This is a genomic window from Rhodococcus sp. NPDC055024 (assembly GCF_053608585.1).
Genome location: NZ_JBSGVT010000002.1, coordinates 358,773 through 376,613, shown reverse-complemented (window position 1 = coordinate 376,613; position 17,841 = coordinate 358,773). Strand labels below are relative to the sequence as shown.

At 61.1% G+C, this 17,841-nt stretch carries 18 protein-coding genes; 9 read left to right on the top strand and 9 right to left on the bottom strand.

The window, feature by feature from the left end:
- Nucleotides 1–127 precede the first annotated feature (127 nt).
- The 5 genes from ACWF6P_RS08240 to ACWF6P_RS08220 all read left to right on the top strand — a co-directional run bounded on the left by ACWF6P_RS08240 (nt 128) and on the right by ACWF6P_RS08220 (nt 4,278).
- Nucleotides 128–1,279, top strand: coding sequence for an acyl-CoA dehydrogenase family protein (locus ACWF6P_RS08240; RefSeq protein ID WP_003940468.1), 1,152 nt, complete (start codon nt 128–130; stop codon nt 1,277–1,279).
- A 31-nt stretch (nt 1,280–1,310) separates the two neighbouring features.
- Entirely contained in the window at nt 1,311–2,057 is a 747-nt protein-coding gene (locus tag ACWF6P_RS08235) for a GntR family transcriptional regulator (protein ID WP_452620687.1), read from the top strand.
- An 80-nt stretch (nt 2,058–2,137) separates the two neighbouring features.
- Nucleotides 2,138–2,590 (top strand): MaoC family dehydratase, encoded by a 453-nt coding sequence (locus tag ACWF6P_RS08230; protein WP_378531399.1) that lies wholly within the window; start codon nt 2,138–2,140, stop codon nt 2,588–2,590.
- 40 nt (nt 2,591–2,630) lie between these two features.
- Nucleotides 2,631–3,827, top strand: a complete 1,197-nt coding sequence (locus tag ACWF6P_RS08225) for an acetyl-CoA C-acetyltransferase (RefSeq protein WP_452620686.1) — start codon at nt 2,631–2,633, stop codon at nt 3,825–3,827.
- A 61-nt stretch (nt 3,828–3,888) separates the two neighbouring features.
- The gene (locus tag ACWF6P_RS08220; RefSeq protein ID WP_452620685.1) at nt 3,889–4,278 is read left to right on the top strand and encodes an ArsR/SmtB family transcription factor; all 390 of its coding nucleotides are present in this window, start codon (nt 3,889–3,891) and stop codon (nt 4,276–4,278) included.
- A 6-nt stretch (nt 4,279–4,284) separates the two neighbouring features.
- Here ACWF6P_RS08220 and ACWF6P_RS08215 read toward each other — a convergent pair whose 3' ends face one another.
- The 3 genes from ACWF6P_RS08215 to ACWF6P_RS08205 form a co-directional block, all read right to left on the bottom strand.
- Nucleotides 4,285–4,782 carry a hypothetical protein gene (locus ACWF6P_RS08215; protein WP_378531404.1) on the bottom strand — a complete coding sequence of 166 codons (498 nt, stop codon included), beginning with the start codon at nt 4,780–4,782 and terminating at the stop codon, nt 4,285–4,287.
- Between the two features lie 111 nt (nt 4,783–4,893).
- A complete protein-coding gene (locus ACWF6P_RS08210; RefSeq protein WP_378446861.1) occupies nt 4,894–5,544 on the bottom strand; it encodes a pyridoxamine 5'-phosphate oxidase family protein in 651 nt (216 codons plus the stop codon).
- A gap of 16 nt (nt 5,545–5,560) precedes the next feature.
- Nucleotides 5,561–6,514: a DNA-3-methyladenine glycosylase family protein gene (locus ACWF6P_RS08205; protein WP_452620684.1), complete on the bottom strand. Its 954-nt coding sequence runs from the start codon at nt 6,512–6,514 to the stop codon at nt 5,561–5,563.
- A gap of 45 nt (nt 6,515–6,559) precedes the next feature.
- Here ACWF6P_RS08205 and ACWF6P_RS08200 point away from each other — a divergent pair, with 45 nt between their 5' ends.
- A complete protein-coding gene (locus tag ACWF6P_RS08200; protein WP_317552080.1) occupies nt 6,560–7,111 on the top strand; it encodes a ribonuclease H family protein in 552 nt (183 codons plus the stop codon).
- Between the two features lie 5 nt (nt 7,112–7,116).
- Here the strand turns inward: ACWF6P_RS08200 and ACWF6P_RS08195 are convergent, their stop codons facing one another.
- From ACWF6P_RS08195 to ACWF6P_RS08185, 3 genes are all read right to left on the bottom strand, one after another.
- Nucleotides 7,117–8,115: an acrylyl-CoA reductase family protein gene (locus ACWF6P_RS08195; RefSeq protein ID WP_452620683.1), complete on the bottom strand. Its 999-nt coding sequence runs from the start codon at nt 8,113–8,115 to the stop codon at nt 7,117–7,119.
- Nucleotides 8,116–8,194: 79 nt separating this feature from the next.
- Nucleotides 8,195–9,328, bottom strand: coding sequence for an oxidoreductase (locus ACWF6P_RS08190; protein WP_452620682.1), 1,134 nt, complete (start codon nt 9,326–9,328; stop codon nt 8,195–8,197).
- A gap of 4 nt (nt 9,329–9,332) precedes the next feature.
- A complete protein-coding gene (locus ACWF6P_RS08185) occupies nt 9,333–9,860 on the bottom strand; it encodes a nuclear transport factor 2 family protein (RefSeq protein ID WP_378446857.1) in 528 nt (175 codons plus the stop codon).
- Nucleotides 9,861–9,985: 125 nt separating this feature from the next.
- Here ACWF6P_RS08185 and ACWF6P_RS08180 point away from each other — a divergent pair, with 125 nt between their 5' ends.
- Nucleotides 9,986–10,891, top strand: coding sequence for an amidohydrolase family protein (locus ACWF6P_RS08180; RefSeq protein WP_452620681.1), 906 nt, complete (start codon nt 9,986–9,988; stop codon nt 10,889–10,891).
- A gap of 52 nt (nt 10,892–10,943) precedes the next feature.
- On the opposite strand, the gene ACWF6P_RS08175 is transcribed toward ACWF6P_RS08180, so the two are convergent.
- The 3 genes from ACWF6P_RS08175 to ACWF6P_RS08165 all read right to left on the bottom strand — a co-directional run bounded on the left by ACWF6P_RS08175 (nt 10,944) and on the right by ACWF6P_RS08165 (nt 15,720).
- A complete protein-coding gene (locus tag ACWF6P_RS08175) occupies nt 10,944–13,670 on the bottom strand; it encodes a S8 family serine peptidase (RefSeq protein WP_452620680.1) in 2,727 nt (908 codons plus the stop codon).
- Nucleotides 13,671–14,010: 340 nt separating this feature from the next.
- Nucleotides 14,011–14,754 (bottom strand): SDR family NAD(P)-dependent oxidoreductase, encoded by a 744-nt coding sequence (locus ACWF6P_RS08170; protein ID WP_283302923.1) that lies wholly within the window; start codon nt 14,752–14,754, stop codon nt 14,011–14,013.
- Nucleotides 14,755–14,781: 27 nt separating this feature from the next.
- Nucleotides 14,782–15,720, bottom strand: a complete 939-nt coding sequence (locus ACWF6P_RS08165) for a 3-oxoacyl-ACP reductase (RefSeq protein ID WP_378446855.1) — start codon at nt 15,718–15,720, stop codon at nt 14,782–14,784.
- Between the two features lie 272 nt (nt 15,721–15,992).
- Between ACWF6P_RS08165 and ACWF6P_RS08160 the strand changes: the two genes are divergently transcribed.
- Together ACWF6P_RS08160 and ACWF6P_RS08155 are read left to right on the top strand one after the other, a co-directional pair.
- Entirely contained in the window at nt 15,993–16,136 is a 144-nt protein-coding gene (locus ACWF6P_RS08160) for a hypothetical protein (RefSeq protein ID WP_452620679.1), read from the top strand.
- A 68-nt stretch (nt 16,137–16,204) separates the two neighbouring features.
- Nucleotides 16,205–17,800: an acyl-CoA synthetase gene (locus ACWF6P_RS08155; RefSeq protein ID WP_452620678.1), complete on the top strand. Its 1,596-nt coding sequence runs from the start codon at nt 16,205–16,207 to the stop codon at nt 17,798–17,800.
- Nucleotides 17,801–17,841: the final 41 nt, after the last annotated feature.

The following is a 17,841-nucleotide window of genomic DNA, read 5'->3' as shown; positions in this document are numbered from 1 at the left end:
GTTGATGTGCACCGAACTGCCTCGATGCTGGCAGTTGCTGCGTATCCATGTCAAGGAGCGGTATTGACATTGCGCGAACAATATCGAAATATGGCCGTACAAACTTTTTTCAAGTCGAGGCGGATTCATGCTCAAGCTCAACGACGAAGAGACATTCCTGATCGAAACCGTGCGCCGGTTCGTCGACCGAGAGGTCAAGCCCACAGTTCAGGAGGTGGAGCACGCGAACGAGTATCCCGAGAAGTGGATCGATCAGATGAAGCAGATCGGGATCTACGGTCTCGCGATTCCCGAGGAGTACGGCGGATCGCCGGTGTCCATGCCCTGTTATGCGCAGGTGACGCAGGAACTGTCGCGAGGGTGGATGTCCCTGGCGGGAGCGATGGGCGGTCATACGGTGGTCGCGAAGCTCATCTCACTGTTCGGTACCGAAGAGCAGAAGGTGAAATACCTGCCGCGAATGGCAACCGGTGAGATCCGGGCAACCATGGCACTCACCGAGCCTGGCGGTGGCTCCGATCTGCAGGCCATGACGACCAACGCCAAGAGCGACGGCACAGATCTGGTCGTCAACGGGGCCAAGACGTGGATCACCAATGCCCGCCGGTCCGGCGTGATCGCCTTGCTGTGCAAGACCGATCCGAGTGCAAGCCCTCGGCATGCGGGCATCTCGATCGTTCTCGTCGAGCACGGCGAAGGACTGACGGTCTCCCGCGATCTCCCGAAGCTCGGGTACAAGGGCGTCGAGAGTTGTGAATTGTCCTTCGACAACTACCGAATCTCCGAGTCGGCCATTCTCGGTGGCACTCCTGGCAAGGGATTCGGGCAGATGATGAAGGGGCTCGAGACCGGCCGTATCCAGGTGGCATGCCGTGCGCTGGGCGTCGCCACGGCTGCACTCGAGGATTCGCTTGCCTACGCGCAGCAGCGCGAGAGCTTCGGGCAGCCGATCTGGAAGCACCAGTCGATCGGGAACTATCTCGCCGACATGGCAACCAAGTTGACTGCGGCACGGCAGCTGACCTGGCACGCGGCGCAAATGTACGACAGCGGCGAGCGGTGCGACATGGAGGCAGGCATGGCCAAGCTGTACGCCTCCGAGGTGGCAATGGAAATCGCGTTGTCCGCCGTCCGCATCCACGGTGGTTACGGCTACTCGACGGAGTACGACGTCGAACGGTATTTCCGTGATGCGCCGCTGATGATCGTCGGTGAGGGAACCAACGAAATTCAGCGCAACGTGATCGTTTCGCAGTTGGTTGCCCGCGGCGGTCTGTGACGGCCCGGTGAGCAAGTAGGATCATGTCGCTATGAGCGGTAAGGAAAGAGAGTCGGAGCCGGCGTACCAACGCCTCTCTCGTGAGCTTCGTCAGCAGATCTCTGCCGGTACCTACCGCGACGGCATTCAACTGCCCACCGAATCCGAACTGGCGCAGCATCATGGCGTGAGCCGGCAGACGGTCCGCCGAGCCTTTCACGACCTCGTTGCCGAGGGCATCGTGTACCGGGTACCCGGGCGCGGAACGTTCGTGACCGAGAACAGTGGCCGCTATCTCCGTCATCTCGGGTCCATCGAAGATCTCATGAACCTTTCGCGGGACACGACGATGGAAGTAGTCTCACCGCTGCAACGGCGCGTGGACATCGAGGCTGCCAGTCGGCTTCGGCTCGACACCGACGTCGTGTACACCGTGGTCTTTCGGCGGATACACGAAGGGGTTCCGTTCGTTCAGACGACGGCGCATCTGCCGGAGGCGATAGCTCGTCAGATCATCGACCTACCCGCAATGGCCGCCGGTGCGGTGAGCGCAAATACCGTGATCGGCTTGCTGGAACCGCTGATCGACAGTCCGATTGTCGAAGCAGCACAATCGATCACGGTGTCGCCGGCGACGGCGGACGTGGCCAGGGACGTCGATTGCGAGATCGGGCACGCCATGCTGCGGGTGGATCGGTTGTACTCCAACGCGCAGGGCGTCGCCAACGAGCTGTCGGTGAGTTACTTCTTGCCGGAGCAGTACACGTATCGGGTGACACTGCGCCGGGGCGCACATTAACACTGCGCCGGGGCGCACATTAGAACTGCGCCGGGCGTTGTTGCTTTCCTTTGCTGTTCAACACTTTTCAGGAGAGAACTATGCGAATTTTCAACGGAATCGACGAAGTAGAGACGGCTGTCGGTGAGCACTTGGGCTACAGCGCGTGGTTCCCGGTCACACAGGATCGGATCGACAAGTTCGCCGACGCCACCGAGGATCATCAGTGGATTCACGTGGATCCCGAGCGCGCAGCGCAGGGCCCTTACGGCGGCACCATTGCCCACGGCTATCTGACCCTGTCGTTGTTGCCGGTGCTGGGCGCCCAGGTGATGCGCGTCGACGGAATTTCCATGACCGTGAACTACGGCAGCAACAAGGTGCGATTCCCCGAACCGGTCAAGGTCGGTTCGTCGGTGCGAGCGGGCGCGGAGATTCTTTCCTTCGAGCGCACGGCGAAGGGCGCGACGATTGTCGTGCGGTACACGATCGACATCGAAGGAGCGGGCAAACCTGCGCTGGTGGCAGACACCGTGCGCCTGCTGGTTGCCTGAGCCCTTTTCCATTATTCCAGAACGAGATTCGAGGTCAGTTGTGAAACGAGCAGCATTGGTCGCGCCGGTCCGAACCGCGGTGGGCCGCTTCGGAGGGGCACTTCGAGACGTGCCGGCGGAAAGTTTGGCTGCCACCGTGGTCAAGGAGACTGTGCGTCGTAGTGGAATCGATCCGTCTCGCATCGACGACGTCGCGATGGGGCAGTCGTATGCCAATTCGGAGGCGCCGTGCATCGGTAGGTGGGCGGCGCTCGAGGCCGGGTTGCCCATTTCGGTGGCCGGCTTCCAAACGGATCGACGATGCGGAACGGGCCTGCAAGCCATCGTCACTGCGGCCATGATGGTCCAGACGGGTGCTGCCGACGTGGTTCTGGCGGGCGGTGTCGAATCGATGAGCGGGATCGAGCACTACACCACCGGAGCGCGGTGGGGCACCAAAGCCGGTGGGCTGCAACTGTTCGACCGCCTCGATCGTGGTCGCGAGCGCTCGCAACCCGAGTGGCGTTTCGGCCTGATCAGCGGAATGATCGAAACGGCCGAGAACGTCGCGACACGCTGCGGGATCAGTCGGGAAGAGTCGGACGCGTTTGCCGTCGACAGTCACCGAAAAGCAACACTGGCAAGAGATTCCGGCCGGTTCGACGCCGAAATCGTCACCGTCGAACTGAAGGATCGAAAAGGGAACGTCACACAGTTCCGTGCTGACGAAGGGATCCGTTCGGACACCTCACTCGAAACTGTGGCACGGCTGCGTGCGGTAACCGAGGGTGGCGTCGTGACCGCCGGTAACGCCAGCCAACAGAATGACGCTGCCGCAGCGATGTTGGTGGTCGCCGAGGATCGTCTGGACGAACTGGGGCTGGAGCCCATCGGGTTCCTCGACAGCTGGGCCGCGGCCGGTTGTGAACCGGCGCTAATGGGTCTCGGGCCGGTCGCCGCCGTCTCGAAACTGTTTGCCCGGACGGGTGCAGGCTTCGCCGACTTCGAGCTGGTCGAACTCAACGAAGCGTTTGCGTGCCAGGTTCTCGGTGTCGTGAAGGAATGGGGTTTCGAGGACCTCGATCGCCTGAACGTCAACGGTTCCGGCATCTCGCTCGGGCACCCGGTGGGAGCGACGGGTGCGCGTATGGCGACGACGGCCCTTCACGAACTCAGCCGTCGCGGCGGCGGAAAAGCGCTGTTGACCATGTGCATCGGCGGTGGCCAGGGCATGGCGGCCGTGGTGGAGTCTGCCTGACCAGGTCGCGCTTCTGGGTACACTTGCGGCGGGGGATCGGAAGTTCTACGGAGGCAGTCGGTTGACGAATGCAGGTGCAGCAGACACCAGCGGCGCGCTGAGCATCGAGGATGTTCGTCGCGCCAGGGCTGCACTCGAGGGTTTGGACGTCACCAGTTGGTCCGGTCGCTTCGAACTGCTCTCCGACGCCAACCGTCTGCGTCTGCTGCTCTGCCTTCACCACGCACCGGGTATCTGCGTCACGGATCTGTCCGTGGCGCTGGGGATGAGCGGCACAGCCGTCTCACATGCGCTGCGACTGCTGCGTAGCCAGGGATGGGTGAGCGCGACGCGCGACGGCCGATCGATGCGATACCAACTGGCAGACGACACCGTTCACCAGTTACTGCATTCGATCGGCGCCACGCATTTTCACGAGGAGTTACACACCCCCGGGCACACGCACGGCTGAGCGGCTCTAAGGAGTCGCGAAGAACTTCTCGACGGCCGGTGCAGCGTTCGGGTTTCCGTTGGTGATTCCTGCGCCGACTCCGGCAACCGTGCCGATGACTCCACCGACAATGCAGCCGGCGATGAAGTTCGGGAAGATCGACAGGCAGCCGATTCCGACGCCTAGGTTGGCCCCGATCAGCGTCGACTGCAGGCCACCGTTGTTCCAGCCGGTATTGACCTCGTTGGCCATGGTGTCGAACGCGGCCTGCTTCGGATCGTTACCGGGGAAGAGCATCAACGCCGCCTGGCTGTTCGACTCGGCGGTCGGGGTGAACAGGGGTTGGGACGGATCGAAGCCCGCATTCGGGGGCGCTGCGACGGCAGTGCCGGCTCCGGCGCCGACAGCGGCGACAACGAGAACGGACATCGTGAGAGTTCGGGACAGTTTCATGGGGACGGCCAATCTGTCTGTGTGGAACCGGTCGTGAATGGTGGCGGTGCAGTTCGTCAGCCTGAACTCCACCGTCAGGATCGATCGTGCGGACCTCCTCGGGCACAACGGGACCCGTCGTCTCCGCGCGACGGGCCGTGTTTGGTGGCTACCCGACTCCGGGTGCCCTGAAACCGCCTAGTCTCATTCGTTTTTCGACAAGCGAGCGCGCAGTTCTTCGACCTCGGCAGTAAGGCGATCGACCTCGGCTTGCAAGGGTTGGCGTGCGAGAGCGAGCGATTCGTCCATGCGTTCCTTGTCGAAGCGAGGCGTGATGTTTCGACTGCAGTTCCAGTCGAACGCTTCGACGTCGATGACGATGGAGCGCTGAGCTTTTGCCGTCATGGTGCCGCCGGGAACCTGCAAGAGTTGTTGCAGCAGTTCGGGGTCCTGTTCCGCTTCGATCACCTGCGCGCGCCCGTAGATCTTCAATCTCGTCCGTGTCGGGTAGTCGATGACGAACAGCGAGATGCGATTGTTCTCTTCCAGATTGCCGAGTGTCACGAATTGCTGATTGCCGGGCAGATCGGCGAATCCGATTCGATTCGGACCCAACACATGCAGGAATCCGCGCGGGCCGCCGCGATGTTGGACGTACGGCCAACCGTCGGGCGTCACCGTGGACATGAAGAAGGAATCCACGGATTTCACGAATCCCTGAGCGCGGAAATCGAATTCCATCGGGCCTTCGTCGGGCTGATCGAGTTTCGAACCGTAGACGGTGAAGCTACCGGTCGACCGCTGACGCTCCACCGCAGCGGGTGAGAAGGCGATGTGTGCGTATCGGGTCGACATTTTTATCTCCTGGTGCTCAGTGCCAGCGGTGGTCGGCAACGGCAGTTCGCGGACCGAACTTGGGTTTGACTGCTTGACCGCTGACCTGCAGCAGTCGTACAGCGCGGTATCGATGCGGTTGGAGGGGAGCGAGGTACTGCACCATCTGGGCGTCGTCGATCGGTTCACCCAGCAGCGACCACCCGACGACCGCGGCGAGGTGATAGTCACCGATCGAGAGTGCGTCGGAATCGCCGAAGGCACGCTGCGCCACTTCGGCGGCAGTCCAGATCCCGACGCCGGGGACCGCTCGCAATCGTTTGGTCGCTTCCGCCCTGGAGAACGTGGATGCCTGCTCGAGGCGGTCGGCGACGCGAGCGCACTGAACGATCGTCTTGGACCTTGCGGGATCGACGTTCGCGCGGTGGAACTCCCACGACGGCATTCGACGCCATTGGTCCGCGGTGAGTGGAACGCGCATTCCGTCGGGCGCGGGGCCGGGTGGGCGCTCACCGAACTTGGTCAACAGGCGGCGCCACGCGGCAAACGCGTCGATGCCGTGAACTCGTTGCTCGAGGATCGCTGGTACGAGAGCTTCCATGACGCGGCCGGTGCGGCCGATACGCAGATGAGGGAAGCGCCGATGGGCTTCGGCGAGCTTGGGATGTTCGGGAGCAAAATCTTCGGCTTCGTCGTCGAGACCGAGCAGCGCTTCGGCGCCTTCCAGTAATTCCGTGGCACCGGGACCCCACGCCTGCACGCGGACCGTGTGCCGATCCGACTGCGTGATGCGGTAGGTCACAGGACCCGAAAGTTGACGGGAAACTCGCCAGATCGCTCCGTCGGCGGACCGCCGATGTGCGGGGTCGCCGGGTCCGCGCTGATGCGGGCTGAGCGTCAGCGCGGCATCGAGTGGTCGCTGAGAAGTCACCGTGACTTCGTCGGCCGGAGATAGCGGCGTCATCGAGGTCAGCGTATCGCCACCGTCCATCCTCCGTTAAGGCGTGTGTCGGTGGCGCAACGTATTGTCCGAGCCATGATCATCGTGAGCACCGACGGATCCTGTCTGCGAAACCCCGGTGGGGCTATCGGCTGGGCGTGGGTCAATCACGAGGGTCCGAGCATGTCCGGCGGAGAAGCGTCCGGCACCAACCAGATTGCCGAGTTGCGTGCCCTCTTCGAGGCCGTCGTCGCGCATCCGGGTGGGGATCCTCTGCTCATCGAATCCGACTCGCAGTACGCCATCAAGTGCGCGTCGGAATGGCTGCCGAGTTGGAAGCGCAAGGGATGGAAGACCGCGAGCGGTGGGGCGGTCAAGAATCTGGAACTGGTGCAGAGCATCGACCGAGCCATCACCGACCGTGTCGGACCGGTGCGCTTTCGCTGGGTGCGCGGGCATGTCGGCAACCACTACAACGAGATGGCCGACAAGTTGGCCGGCGAAGCCGCACGCGCCATCGTCTCGGGGGACATCGCGTCGGTCCCGCTTGCGGCGCCGGTGAAGAAGGAACCGACCGTCGTGAACTCCTCGTACAAAGAGAAGTCCACGACGGCCGAAGAACCGGCAGATCTGTTCACACTTTTCTGAGCGGTTCAGAAACCGTCGGCAACCTGAACCAGCGCCCGGCCCGTGTACTTGCCCTCGCGTACCTGATCGATCACCGAGACGACGTCGCGGACGGCAACGAGGTTCGTGATTTCCTTCAGATGACGTGGCGCAAGGTCGGAGCCCAGACGTGCCCACAGTGCACGACGGGGTTCGATCGGCATCAGTACCGAGTCCATACCTAGCAGTGAGACTCCGCGGAGAATGAATGGCAGCACGGTCGTAGGCAGCGCGGCGCCACCGGTCAATCCGCTGGCAGCGACAACACCGCCGTAATTGATCGTGCTCAGTACGTGGGCGAGGGTCTTTCCACCGACGCAGTCGACGGCCGCGGCCCACTGGGATTTTCCGAGCGGACGGGGCTTGGCGTCGGGATCCTCGGGGAGCCGGCCGATCACCGAAGACGCACCGAGAGACGTCAGAAGATCTGCCGCACCGGGCTTGCCACTGGAGGCGACCACGTCGAAGCCTGCGCTTGCCAGAAGGTCGACGCTGATGGTGCCGACTCCGCCGCTCGCGCCCGTCACCAGTACCGGACCGTCGGCGGGCTTCACTCCGCCGGCCAGAATGGCTTGGACACTCATGGCGGCGGTGAATCCAGCCGTGCCGATTGCAGCAGCGTCGGCAGTGGAGATGCCGTCGAGCTTCACGATCCACTCGGCAGGCAGCCTGGCGATCTCCGCGTAGCCGCCGTTGCGGGCAGTCCCGATCTCGTACCCGTGGGCCACCACCTTGTCGCCGGGGGCGAACGCGTCGGACTCGGAGGCAATGACCTCGCCGGCAACGTCGATACCGGGGACGATCGGGTAGTCGCGAACCACCCCGCCCTTCGGGGTGACCGCGAGGGCGTCTTTGTAGTTGACGCTCGAATATTCGACACGAATGGTGACCTCACCTGCAGGGAGGAAGGATTCGTCGACGGTTTCGGGGGCGAAGTCGATGGAGCCGTCGCTGTCGCGGGCGACCCAGGCGTTGAAAGTAGTCATAAGTCGAACATAAAGGCCTTCGGCCCTGTGCGCCTTTTTGGTAGTCCGCACTACCAAAAGGCGCACAGGGGCGGAGCCCCTAGATCAAGCTGCCCTCATGCACCGCTCGATCGAAAGCCGGCAGCGGACCGCCCGCGCGCAGGGTCGTCGCCAACGCAGGATCGGCGAGATGGAGACGGCCGATCGCGATCAGATCGAACTCACCACTGCCGATGCGCTCCTCGAGTTGCGGGATGTTGTCCACGACAGGTGCGACGCCTTCGATGCGACTGTCGCGCAGTGACTTTCCGATCCCGACGCTACCGACGGCCATCGTGACGGCACCGGTCAGCTTCTTTGCCCAACCGGCCAGTGAGAGGTCGCTGCCTTCGAAGGCCGGGACGTCGAAACGCCTGATGCTGGCGTCGAGGACGTCCACTCCGGCGTCGACCAGCGCACCCAGGATGACACCCAACTCCTCGGGAGTTTCCGCGATCTTCGCGGTGAAATCCTGCTGCTTGTGCTGCGAGAAACGGTAGATGATCGGCAGATCCGGGCCGATTGCCGCGCGGATTGCAGCGACGACGGCGGCCGGGAACTTGGTACGACGCTCCAGGTCGCCGCCCCACGCGTCATTGCGCTGGTTGGTGCCCTCCCAGAAGAAGGAATCGAGGAGGTAGCCGTGACCGCCGTGGATCGCGATACCGTCGAAGCCGAGTTCGACAGCGTGCTTCGCGCTGCGGACATAGGCGTCGATGACGTCTTGGATGTCCTGCTCGGTCATCGCCTCGGTGCTAGCCTGCGCGCGCTCGACGTAGGCAGCGGAGTACGAGGTGACGCCGAGCGGGCCCCATTCACCGGAGGGGCGCATCGGCTTGAGTGACGGGTCCATCTGCGTCATCGCGCCCCACAGCGGTCCGACGTGCCAGAGCTGAGGCACGATCTTGCCGCCCGCAGCGTGCACGTCGTCGACGACCTTGCGCCATCCAGCCTGCGCAGCGGAGGTGTGGAGGTTGGGGACGTTGGCGTGATCGACAGCAGTCTCGTGATCGATCGCGACGCCTTCGGTGACGATCAACCCGGTGCCGCCCTCAGCGCGTCGGCGGTAGTAGTCGGCAACGTCGCGGCCGGGCACGCCCTCGATGGAGTACGTGCGCGTCATCGGCGACATGACTATTCGGTTGGACAGTTCGAGCGAACGGATGCGGAGCGGTTGGAACAGCGGGTTGGTCACTTCGTCACAGCGCTTTCATGAATCGGAAGAATCCGGGGTCCTGGTCGACACGGAGCCTGGTGAGGGTTCGGTAGCTGATCAGCCACTTGCCGTCTTCTTTGCGGTATTCCTCGTGGTAGTGGCCGTAGCCGTGCAGATGCAGCTCTTTCTCGCCGTCGTTCCACCACAACATGTCCTCCATCGCCCAGATACCAGTTGCGGTGGTGGGCGAGGTGAGCACAATTTCGGGGGTGTGTGCGTGGTGCGCTGTGGTGAGGGGGATGTCGCCGTCGAGCATGTTCCGAATTGCTGCGGTGAGCTTGTCGATTCCCACTACCTGGTTCGAGGTGTCACCGGTCTTGGGTTGCTTGTCTGTCGGGAGTCCGCCCCACGTCTCGCTGACGACGTCTGAGGTGTGCAGGGTTGGGTAGACGTGCCACTGCTTGGTGTCCATACAGCGTAGGCGCGCGGCGAAGACACGCTTGATTTCCTCGATGGCGAGCAGTTCCTCGACGGCACTGATCGACTCCACTTCGGACTCGGTCTGAGACATTCAACCTCCAACAGTGATCGGCAATATGGGTTCACATTCGGGTGCTCGGGTCAGGCCGTCAACGACCTGTCCCGGTGAGCGCGACGGCACTCGGTATGGTCGAGCGAACGAAAGGGGTGTCAGACGTGTGTACCGAAGAGGTCCCATCGACCGGACCGGAAGAGATTGCCGAGGTTCGGGCTTTCTGGCGCGATTTGGGTGTTCCGGGTGTGATCGACGTCCATACCCATTTCATGCCGAAGAGCGTCATGGACAAGGTGTGGGGCTACTTCGATTCCGCGGGACCGATGATCGGTCGACCATGGCCCATCGCCTACCGACTTGCCGAGGAGGAACGGGTACACCGTCTCCGCGAGTTCGGCGTCCGGGCTTTCACGTCGATGATCTACCCCCACAAGCACGCGATGGCCGAATGGCTCAACCAGTGGGCCGTCGAATTTGCCGCGCAAACACCTGATTGCCTGCACACGGCCACGTTCTATCCCGAGGAGTCGGCGGCGTCGTACGTAGGGAAGGCGTTGGAGTCCGGGGCGCGAATCTTCAAGTCCCACATCCAGGTCGGCAACTACGATCCGAACGATCCTCTGCTCGACAAGGTCTGGGGTCAGCTCGAGGACTCCGAGACGCCCATCGTGATTCACTGTGGTTCGGGACCGGCTCCGGGGGAGTACACGGGGCCCGATCGCATCGCTTCGCTGCTGGCACGGTACCCGCGCCTGCCGTTGATCGTCGCGCACATGGGGATGCCCGAGTACAGCGAATTCCTCGATCTTGCAGAGGCTTACGGCAACGTCCGCCTGGATACGACCATGGCGTTCACCGACTTCACGGAAGAGCAGTGCGCCTTCCCGAAGGCCGATGTTTCTCGGCTCGTCGACATGCAGGACCGGATTCTGTTCGGTAGCGACTTCCCGAACATCCCGTACCCGTATCTCGCCGCCTTGCAAGCGGTTACGCGCTTCGATCTCGGTGACGAGTGGTTGCGAGCCGTTGTGCACGACAACGCTGCCAAGCTCTTCTCGGTGAGCTGAGCCCACCGAGAAGAACTGAATTTGGGCGAAGGTGGTTTGACTTCCGCTTGGGTCATCTCGGTTTCAGCAATCGTGAGTCCATCAGTATCAGACGCCCGGCGTCGACAACAATTATCTCGCTATTTGCTGTAAATGCAAGATCGGCCATCATATGGAGGTTTGGAACAGATACTTCAATAGTTGATTCATCATCTTGTGGGATAAGGATGATCGTAGGGTCCGTCCTCGCGAAAGAGTTACCTAGATAAGATATTGCGGCGAGTGTTCCCTTTTTGTCGATGGCCATATTTCCAATGAAACTGCCACGCGTAAGGTAGGGTTGGGAGTCGTCAATGTTGGATCCCGCCGAAATCCGAACAATGGTTCCCTCGAGTTCGTTCGAGATGGAAGCGAAGAGGTCTTGCCCTTCGTTGAATACTGCACCTGATTCGACAGTTGAATCAGGGTATTTTGTGTCCATGCGAATTAGATTTTGAGTCAGGTCGGTTGGACGATACGTCGCTGACGTCGATTCGGCCGGTATCTTAAATATGCCTCTGGCAGGTCCGTATGTCATATAGATATTTCCGAGGGGGTCGACTCCGAGGTATACGCTATTTCCGTCCCAGCCCCAATTGGGGAAAGAAATCGTTCGAAACGGTACTGTCTCTCCTTCTTGATATGTTCGTATTTCGAATCCATATCGACCGTCTGTTGATAGAACGGATAAGTTATTTTCATTGTCTACCGCCAAGTCGCGAAGAATTTTTTGCGATGGTGTCGAAGGGTCGACCGAAATCAGTCGATGCCAGTCCTTTCCTTTAGAACTTGCCGTGAAGATATTTCCGGTTTCGTCGCCGACAAAAATATTTCCAAATGGGTCGACAGTAACCGCTGTGATGTAACTGTCGGCCCCGGGGATGTTCAGTTCATATTGAAGTATGCAGCTGATTGTGGAATGTGCGCTGAGAAGATGTACAGCAGGGTCTCCGCTGCGCGGTGAACTAATCTCAATACTGTCGGTTGATGAATCATCTTCCAAGCATTGTTTTACACGTTCTGGTCGAGCATTGGGATATGCGCTCAATGCCAGTGCGACGGTGCCTGTGACGTAGGGTGCAGCCATTGATGTGCCCGCGTCGGAACGATAGGTGGACTCGCATACTCTCTGAAACCATGTTGATAGGTTGATTTTACACCTTGAAACCGTGCTGAGAACTTGGTCTTCAGCAGGACCGTCTACCGTACCTCCCGGTGCAACAATGGTGACCGCCTCGCCGAAATTGGAGTATGGCGCCCAATCGGAATCACGGGTGGTAGCGCCGACACTGACAACTCGATCAGCTACGGTAGGGTCCGGATCTGCAGCGAGCGCTGCGGGGAAGTGGTTGACGGCATCAGCGCATTCGTTTCCTGCGGAGGCGACCCATAGCGTGTCCGGTGAATCTCGGACTATCGATGCAAGGCTTCTCCTGATCTCATCGCGACCTCTCCGGTCGCCAAAGGCATCGGCTGCGCAATCGTAGTCGTCAGGGCCGGAGAAGTACTCAAATGGTGCAAAACCCCAGCTTATGTTAACGACTTTTGCGCCTGCCTTCGCCGCGGAAGTCATGTTACGAACAAGATAATTGAGAGGCATAATGCCGTTGGTCGGGGTGGCCGAGAAATCTCGTAAATCGCACCGCTGTGCGGCGCCGGTGATCCCAACACCGTTGTTTCCCGTGGCGCAGGCGATCCCCGCCACATGAGTGGAGTGGTCTTCAGTCTTGCCTGAGTAAGAATTCATCGGTGACCGAGACATGTTCGTGGAAAGGTCCTCGTGTCGACTATATATAGGACCAGCGTCGATTATTCCGACTATGACATTGGGGTCTCCACCATTCCCTAGGAGATCCCACGCTCGAGAGGCTTGGATTTGTCGAAGCCCCCAGTTTGCTTCGTTATCGCTGACCCACTCCAGATTCGGAGCATCGCCGACGGGTTTGTTCATCGGATCGTTAGGTACGGAATCCAGTTTGGCTATGTAGTTGCTTGTTACCTGGATGACGCCCGGGTGAGATTCGATCGAGGGTTTCAATGATTCTATATAATCTGGAGTTCTATCTTGGAAGCGAATTTCGTAGATTCCAAGACTCGGATCGGCGCCGTAAATCACCGACCCGGTCGATGATGCCACCTCTCTGATTACGGTATCGGGATTGTTTGCCGGATCGACCCAAACTACCAGTTCATCGCTGATCTGTGGATAGTCCTGAAAGGTAATTATTCTCTCTATCGATGGGGGTGTGAAGTCCGAAGGAATATGGAATGCGTCTGCGAAATCTGTTTCCACTGTAATTGTCAACGGTGGACCGATCTGGCCGCGTGCATCCGCGAGTTGCACCGCGCCGCTGTAGGAATCGTGTGAGCTAGCGGGCATAGATATCAAGAGGGGAAACTCCACGGTCCCTGCATCTGACTCCACCCCGGCAGCGGCGTCGATCAGGGCAATATCGGAAAGCGTTCCACTTAAATTCGCGGCGAGCGCACCAGTTGGGGAGCCTTGGGGATTCCAAGTCAGCCCGATCGAACGGGTCGAGCCCTCAGGGATCGTAAAATGGAGAGAATCAGTCGCCCACTCTCCAGCTGCGGGCTGCCCAGGATCGGGCGTAGAAGTCGTTGTCGTTGTCGGGGTTTGCGTAGACGAGTTTCCATTACCGGCAGAACCGGAGAGGGAGCCTGTATTCGGCTGACATCCCGCAGCTAGAAGGATGAGGGCGGGGGCGATCGTCCCGACTATCGCCCTGTTTGAGTAGCCCACACGGCTAATCATGCGGTCGCGATGCAGGATTGATGGCGGTGAGGGGCACCCAGCGTATCCAACATCCCGTTGGGGTCTGGCCAATCCACCAGATGTTCTGGTCTCCGTGAATCGTCCACGAATCTCGGAATCGCGCACATAGCGGTTACAGTCCTCCCGTAGTTTACGGGAATCCTTGCATTCTCTGGAGAAAATTCATGTCGTCCGTTCGAATGAATCTTCGGGCTTGTCAATCTGCTGGATCAACACTTTGGGCTATCCGATCGATAGGATCGCAACCGAGAAAGACGGGTTGATCACCGAAATATGTCTACGCCCTTGGGTTTGAGCCCAACGAGACTCAGCGCAGTTTGATGCTGCCGCCGTCGGCCATCAGCGTCTGACCTGTCATGTACTTGGAGTCCTCGCTCGCCAGGAACACCACGACGGGAGCGATGTCGGTTTCGGGATCACCGATGCGTCCGAGAGGTACCTTGGCGACGGATGCGGCTGCGCGCTCGGGGAAGGCCTCCTGCCACTTGACGACGCCTTCGGTGGCGGCGAACGGGCAGACAACATTAACCCGAATGCCTTCTGGTGCCCACTCGTTGGCGACTACGCGAGTCAAGCCGCGCACAGCTTCCTTGGCCGCCGCGTAGGACGTCTGGGTGGGCATTCCGTCCAGGCCGGAGCCCGACGCGAAGTTGACGACCGAACCCTTGGTCTTCGCGAGTTCGTCGTGGCACGCCTGCATGAGGTGGACGACAGGGTAGAAGCCGGTGTTGAAGGACAGGTCGAACATGTCCTGTGTGGTTTCGAGCAACGGGGCCTGCCGGGACGCGTGAGCGTTGTTCACCAGGATGTCGAGCTTTCCGAAAGCCTCGAGCGCGGCGTCACGGATCTGCTCGGCCGAACCGGCGGCAGCGAGGTCGACGTTCAGGAACTTGCCGGCCCCGGCCAGTTCCTCCTCGAGCGCCTGGCCCTGCTCGTCGTTGATGTCGACGAACAGGACCTTCGCGCCTTCACGAGCGAAGACTCGGGTGATGGCACGACCGATTCCGCCGGCGCCGCCGGTGACGATCGCTACCTTGCCGTTCAACCTCATGAAAACGCTCCTCTTCGTAGGTGCTTCTTAAACTGTCGCGGTCTCGTCGACTGCAAGGGCAATCTTTTCGAGGCCGGCGATGCTGTAGGCAGCGTAGGTCTCGTACGGTCCGCGGCCTGAGAAGTAGGACGAGAGCTGGCCACCGAGCTCTTCGACGGTGAACGCGGATCCGGCTGCGTCGAAACGATTCTCGACCTTGGGTGCTTCCATCAACGCCACCATCTTGCCGTAGACGACGAAAACCTGTCCGTTGATCTCGTCGGAATCGGGGGATGCGAGGTAGCTGACCAGGGTCGCGACGCGCTCGGGTGCCAGCGGATCGAGACCACTTACGCCGGTGTTGTTCTCGCCGAAGGCTTCTGCTGTCATCGCGGTGCGGGCGCGGGGGCAGATCGCGTTGGTGCGGACGCCGTAGCGGGAGAGGCCTGATGCGCTCGAGAGCGTCAGAGCGGTGATACCGGCCTTGGCTGCCGAGTAGTTGGGCTGTCCGGCGCTGCCGAAGAGGAAGGCCTCGGAAGAGGTGTTGATGATGCGGCCGTAGACCGGTGCGTCGGCTGCCTTGCTGGCTGCGCGCCAGTGGACTGCGGCTGCGTGCGAGGTGGCGGCGTGACCCTTGAGGTGCACGCGGATGACGTCGTCCCAGTCGGATTCGGTCAGGTTGAAGATCATCTTGTCGCGCAGGATGCCTGCGTTGTTGACGAGGATGTCGAAGGATCCGAAGTTCTTGACAGCTTCTTCGATGATGCGCCCGCCGAGCGACCAGTCGGAGACGTCGCCCGTGATGGCGAGTGCCTGTCCACCTGCGGCCTTGATCTCGTCGACCACGTCGTTGGCCGCTGCACCCATGTCGTTGACGATGACGGCTGCGCCGGCGGCGGCGAGTCCGAGTGCCTCGGCGCGACCCAGCCCGGCACCGGCGCCGGTGACGGCGGCAACTTTGCCTTCCAAGCTCAGTGATTGCGTCATGTCGTGCTCCTTCGATCCGGTCTGGCGGTAGGTTCAGCAAAATTAGTATTCATTCTAATTTGAAGTCGAGAGTTCGGTTGCCGTTCCGAAAAAATCATCCGAATAAAATCAGAATTAGTTCTAGTTTTGAACACAATCCTGGCCATCTGAGGGACAGTCTCACTCAGCGGGAGCGGTGATCTGGGTCACGAGCGGGGCATGCCACCTTGGGGCGACGCGGCGATCCCACCGCGTACGCGTTTGCGTCACCACCGATCCTGCCCGGAGTCACCATGGTTTTCGACACTCAGAATTTCGCCCATCCGACACCGTCGTCGGAGATCCTCACGGCGGGGTCGGCATTCGCGACTTCTGGTGGCGCGACGGGCGAATCTGCTCGGTTCTTGGCCGCATTCGTCGGTTCCAGGGTCGGGTAGTTCTCACCGAAAACGCAGTACGGTCGGCCCCGAATTCACCGGGCCGGACATCAAGGAAGGCACCAGCAGTGTCACTGAATTTGGCAGATCTGTACGAGGGCATCTCGGATCTGATTCCGGACCGCACGGCGCTTGTGTGCGATGGCCGTCGTCGCACATACGTCGAGCTGGACGAGGGCTCGAATCGCATCGCCCGCCACCTGGCGAGTGTCGGTGTCGGGCCGGGCGATCACGTTGCTCTGCACATGCGCAACAGCATCGAGTTCGTCGAAAGTTTGCTCGGGTGCCTCAAGATCCGCGCGGTCCCGATCAACGTCAACTATCGCTACGTCGACGCCGAACTGACCTACCTGTACAACGATTCGCAGTCGGTAGCGCTGATCGTGGACGAGGAGTTCGTTCCCGTCGTAGAGACGGTTCTCCCGGCCGTGTCGGGCATCAAGCACGTCGTTGTCGTCGGCGAGTCGGCGGTCCGCGACATCGAAGGCGTCGACGTCGTTCGATATGCCGACGCTGCAGCGGAGCAACCCGCTACTCGAGACTTCGCGCCTCGCAGCAACGACGACCTGTTTGTCATCTACACCGGCGGCACGACGGGAATGCCCAAGGGCGTCATGTGGCGTCATGAAGACTTCTACTTCGCGGCGCTCACCGGCGGAAACCCGTTCGGTCCGCCGCATACGACTGCCGAAGCTCTGTTCGCCGCGGTGCCGAACGTTCCCGCGATGAACATGCTCAGCACCGCACCCCTGATGCACGGCGCGGCGTCGTACTCGCTGTTCACCGGATTCTTCATGGGTGCCAACGCAATTCTCATGGCGCGGTTCGACGCGAAGGCGACGCTGCAGCTCGCCGGGAGTGAGAAGGCCGTCTCCATCACTGTCGTCGGAGATGCGATGGCTCGTCCGCTCGCAGACGAACTGGCTTCGAACGCAGCAGATTACGACCTCAGTACAGTCGGAATGATTTCGTCGGGCGGAGCGTTGTTCTCGCTCTCACTGCGCGAGCAGCTCAAGTCCATACTTCCGAACCTGGTGATTCGCGACGGATTCGGCTCCTCCGAGTCGGGCGTCGACGGCAATCTCGAGATCGGCGAAGACGGCCTGATGCGCATCGCCGCTCGCGACGAGACCCGCGTCGTGGACGAACGGATGCGGCCGCTCGAGCCGGGATCTGCCGAGACCGGGTACATCGCTCGCAGTGGTCACGTGCCGGTCGGCTACTTCAATGATCCGGTCAAGACCGCGGCTACGTTCCCGGTGATCGACGGAGTGCGGATGTCGGTACTCGGCGACGTCGGGCGTGTGGAAGCCGACGGCTCGATCGTCCTGCTGGGACGGGGTTCTCAGTGCATCAACACCGGCGGGGAGAAGGTGTACCCGGAAGAGGTCGAGCAGGCACTCAAGAGTCACCCGGCCGTGCTCGACGCTCTGGTCGCGGGTATTCCGGATGCGAAGTTCGGTGAGCGCGTCGCTGCGGTCATCACGACCCGCGAAGGCTTCGACGTCCCGGACGCTGCCGAGATCGGTGAGCATTGCGCGTCGCAAGTTGCTCGGTACAAGGTGCCGCGCACTGTTGTCAGTGTGCCGTCGATCAGGCGTTCACCCAGCGGAAAGGCCGACTATCGCTGGGCAAAGGCCACTCTCGCCGAGCAAGCCTCCTAGTCCGGCCGGAGTCATTCAGCGCGTTTGTGAGGGACGCGTTG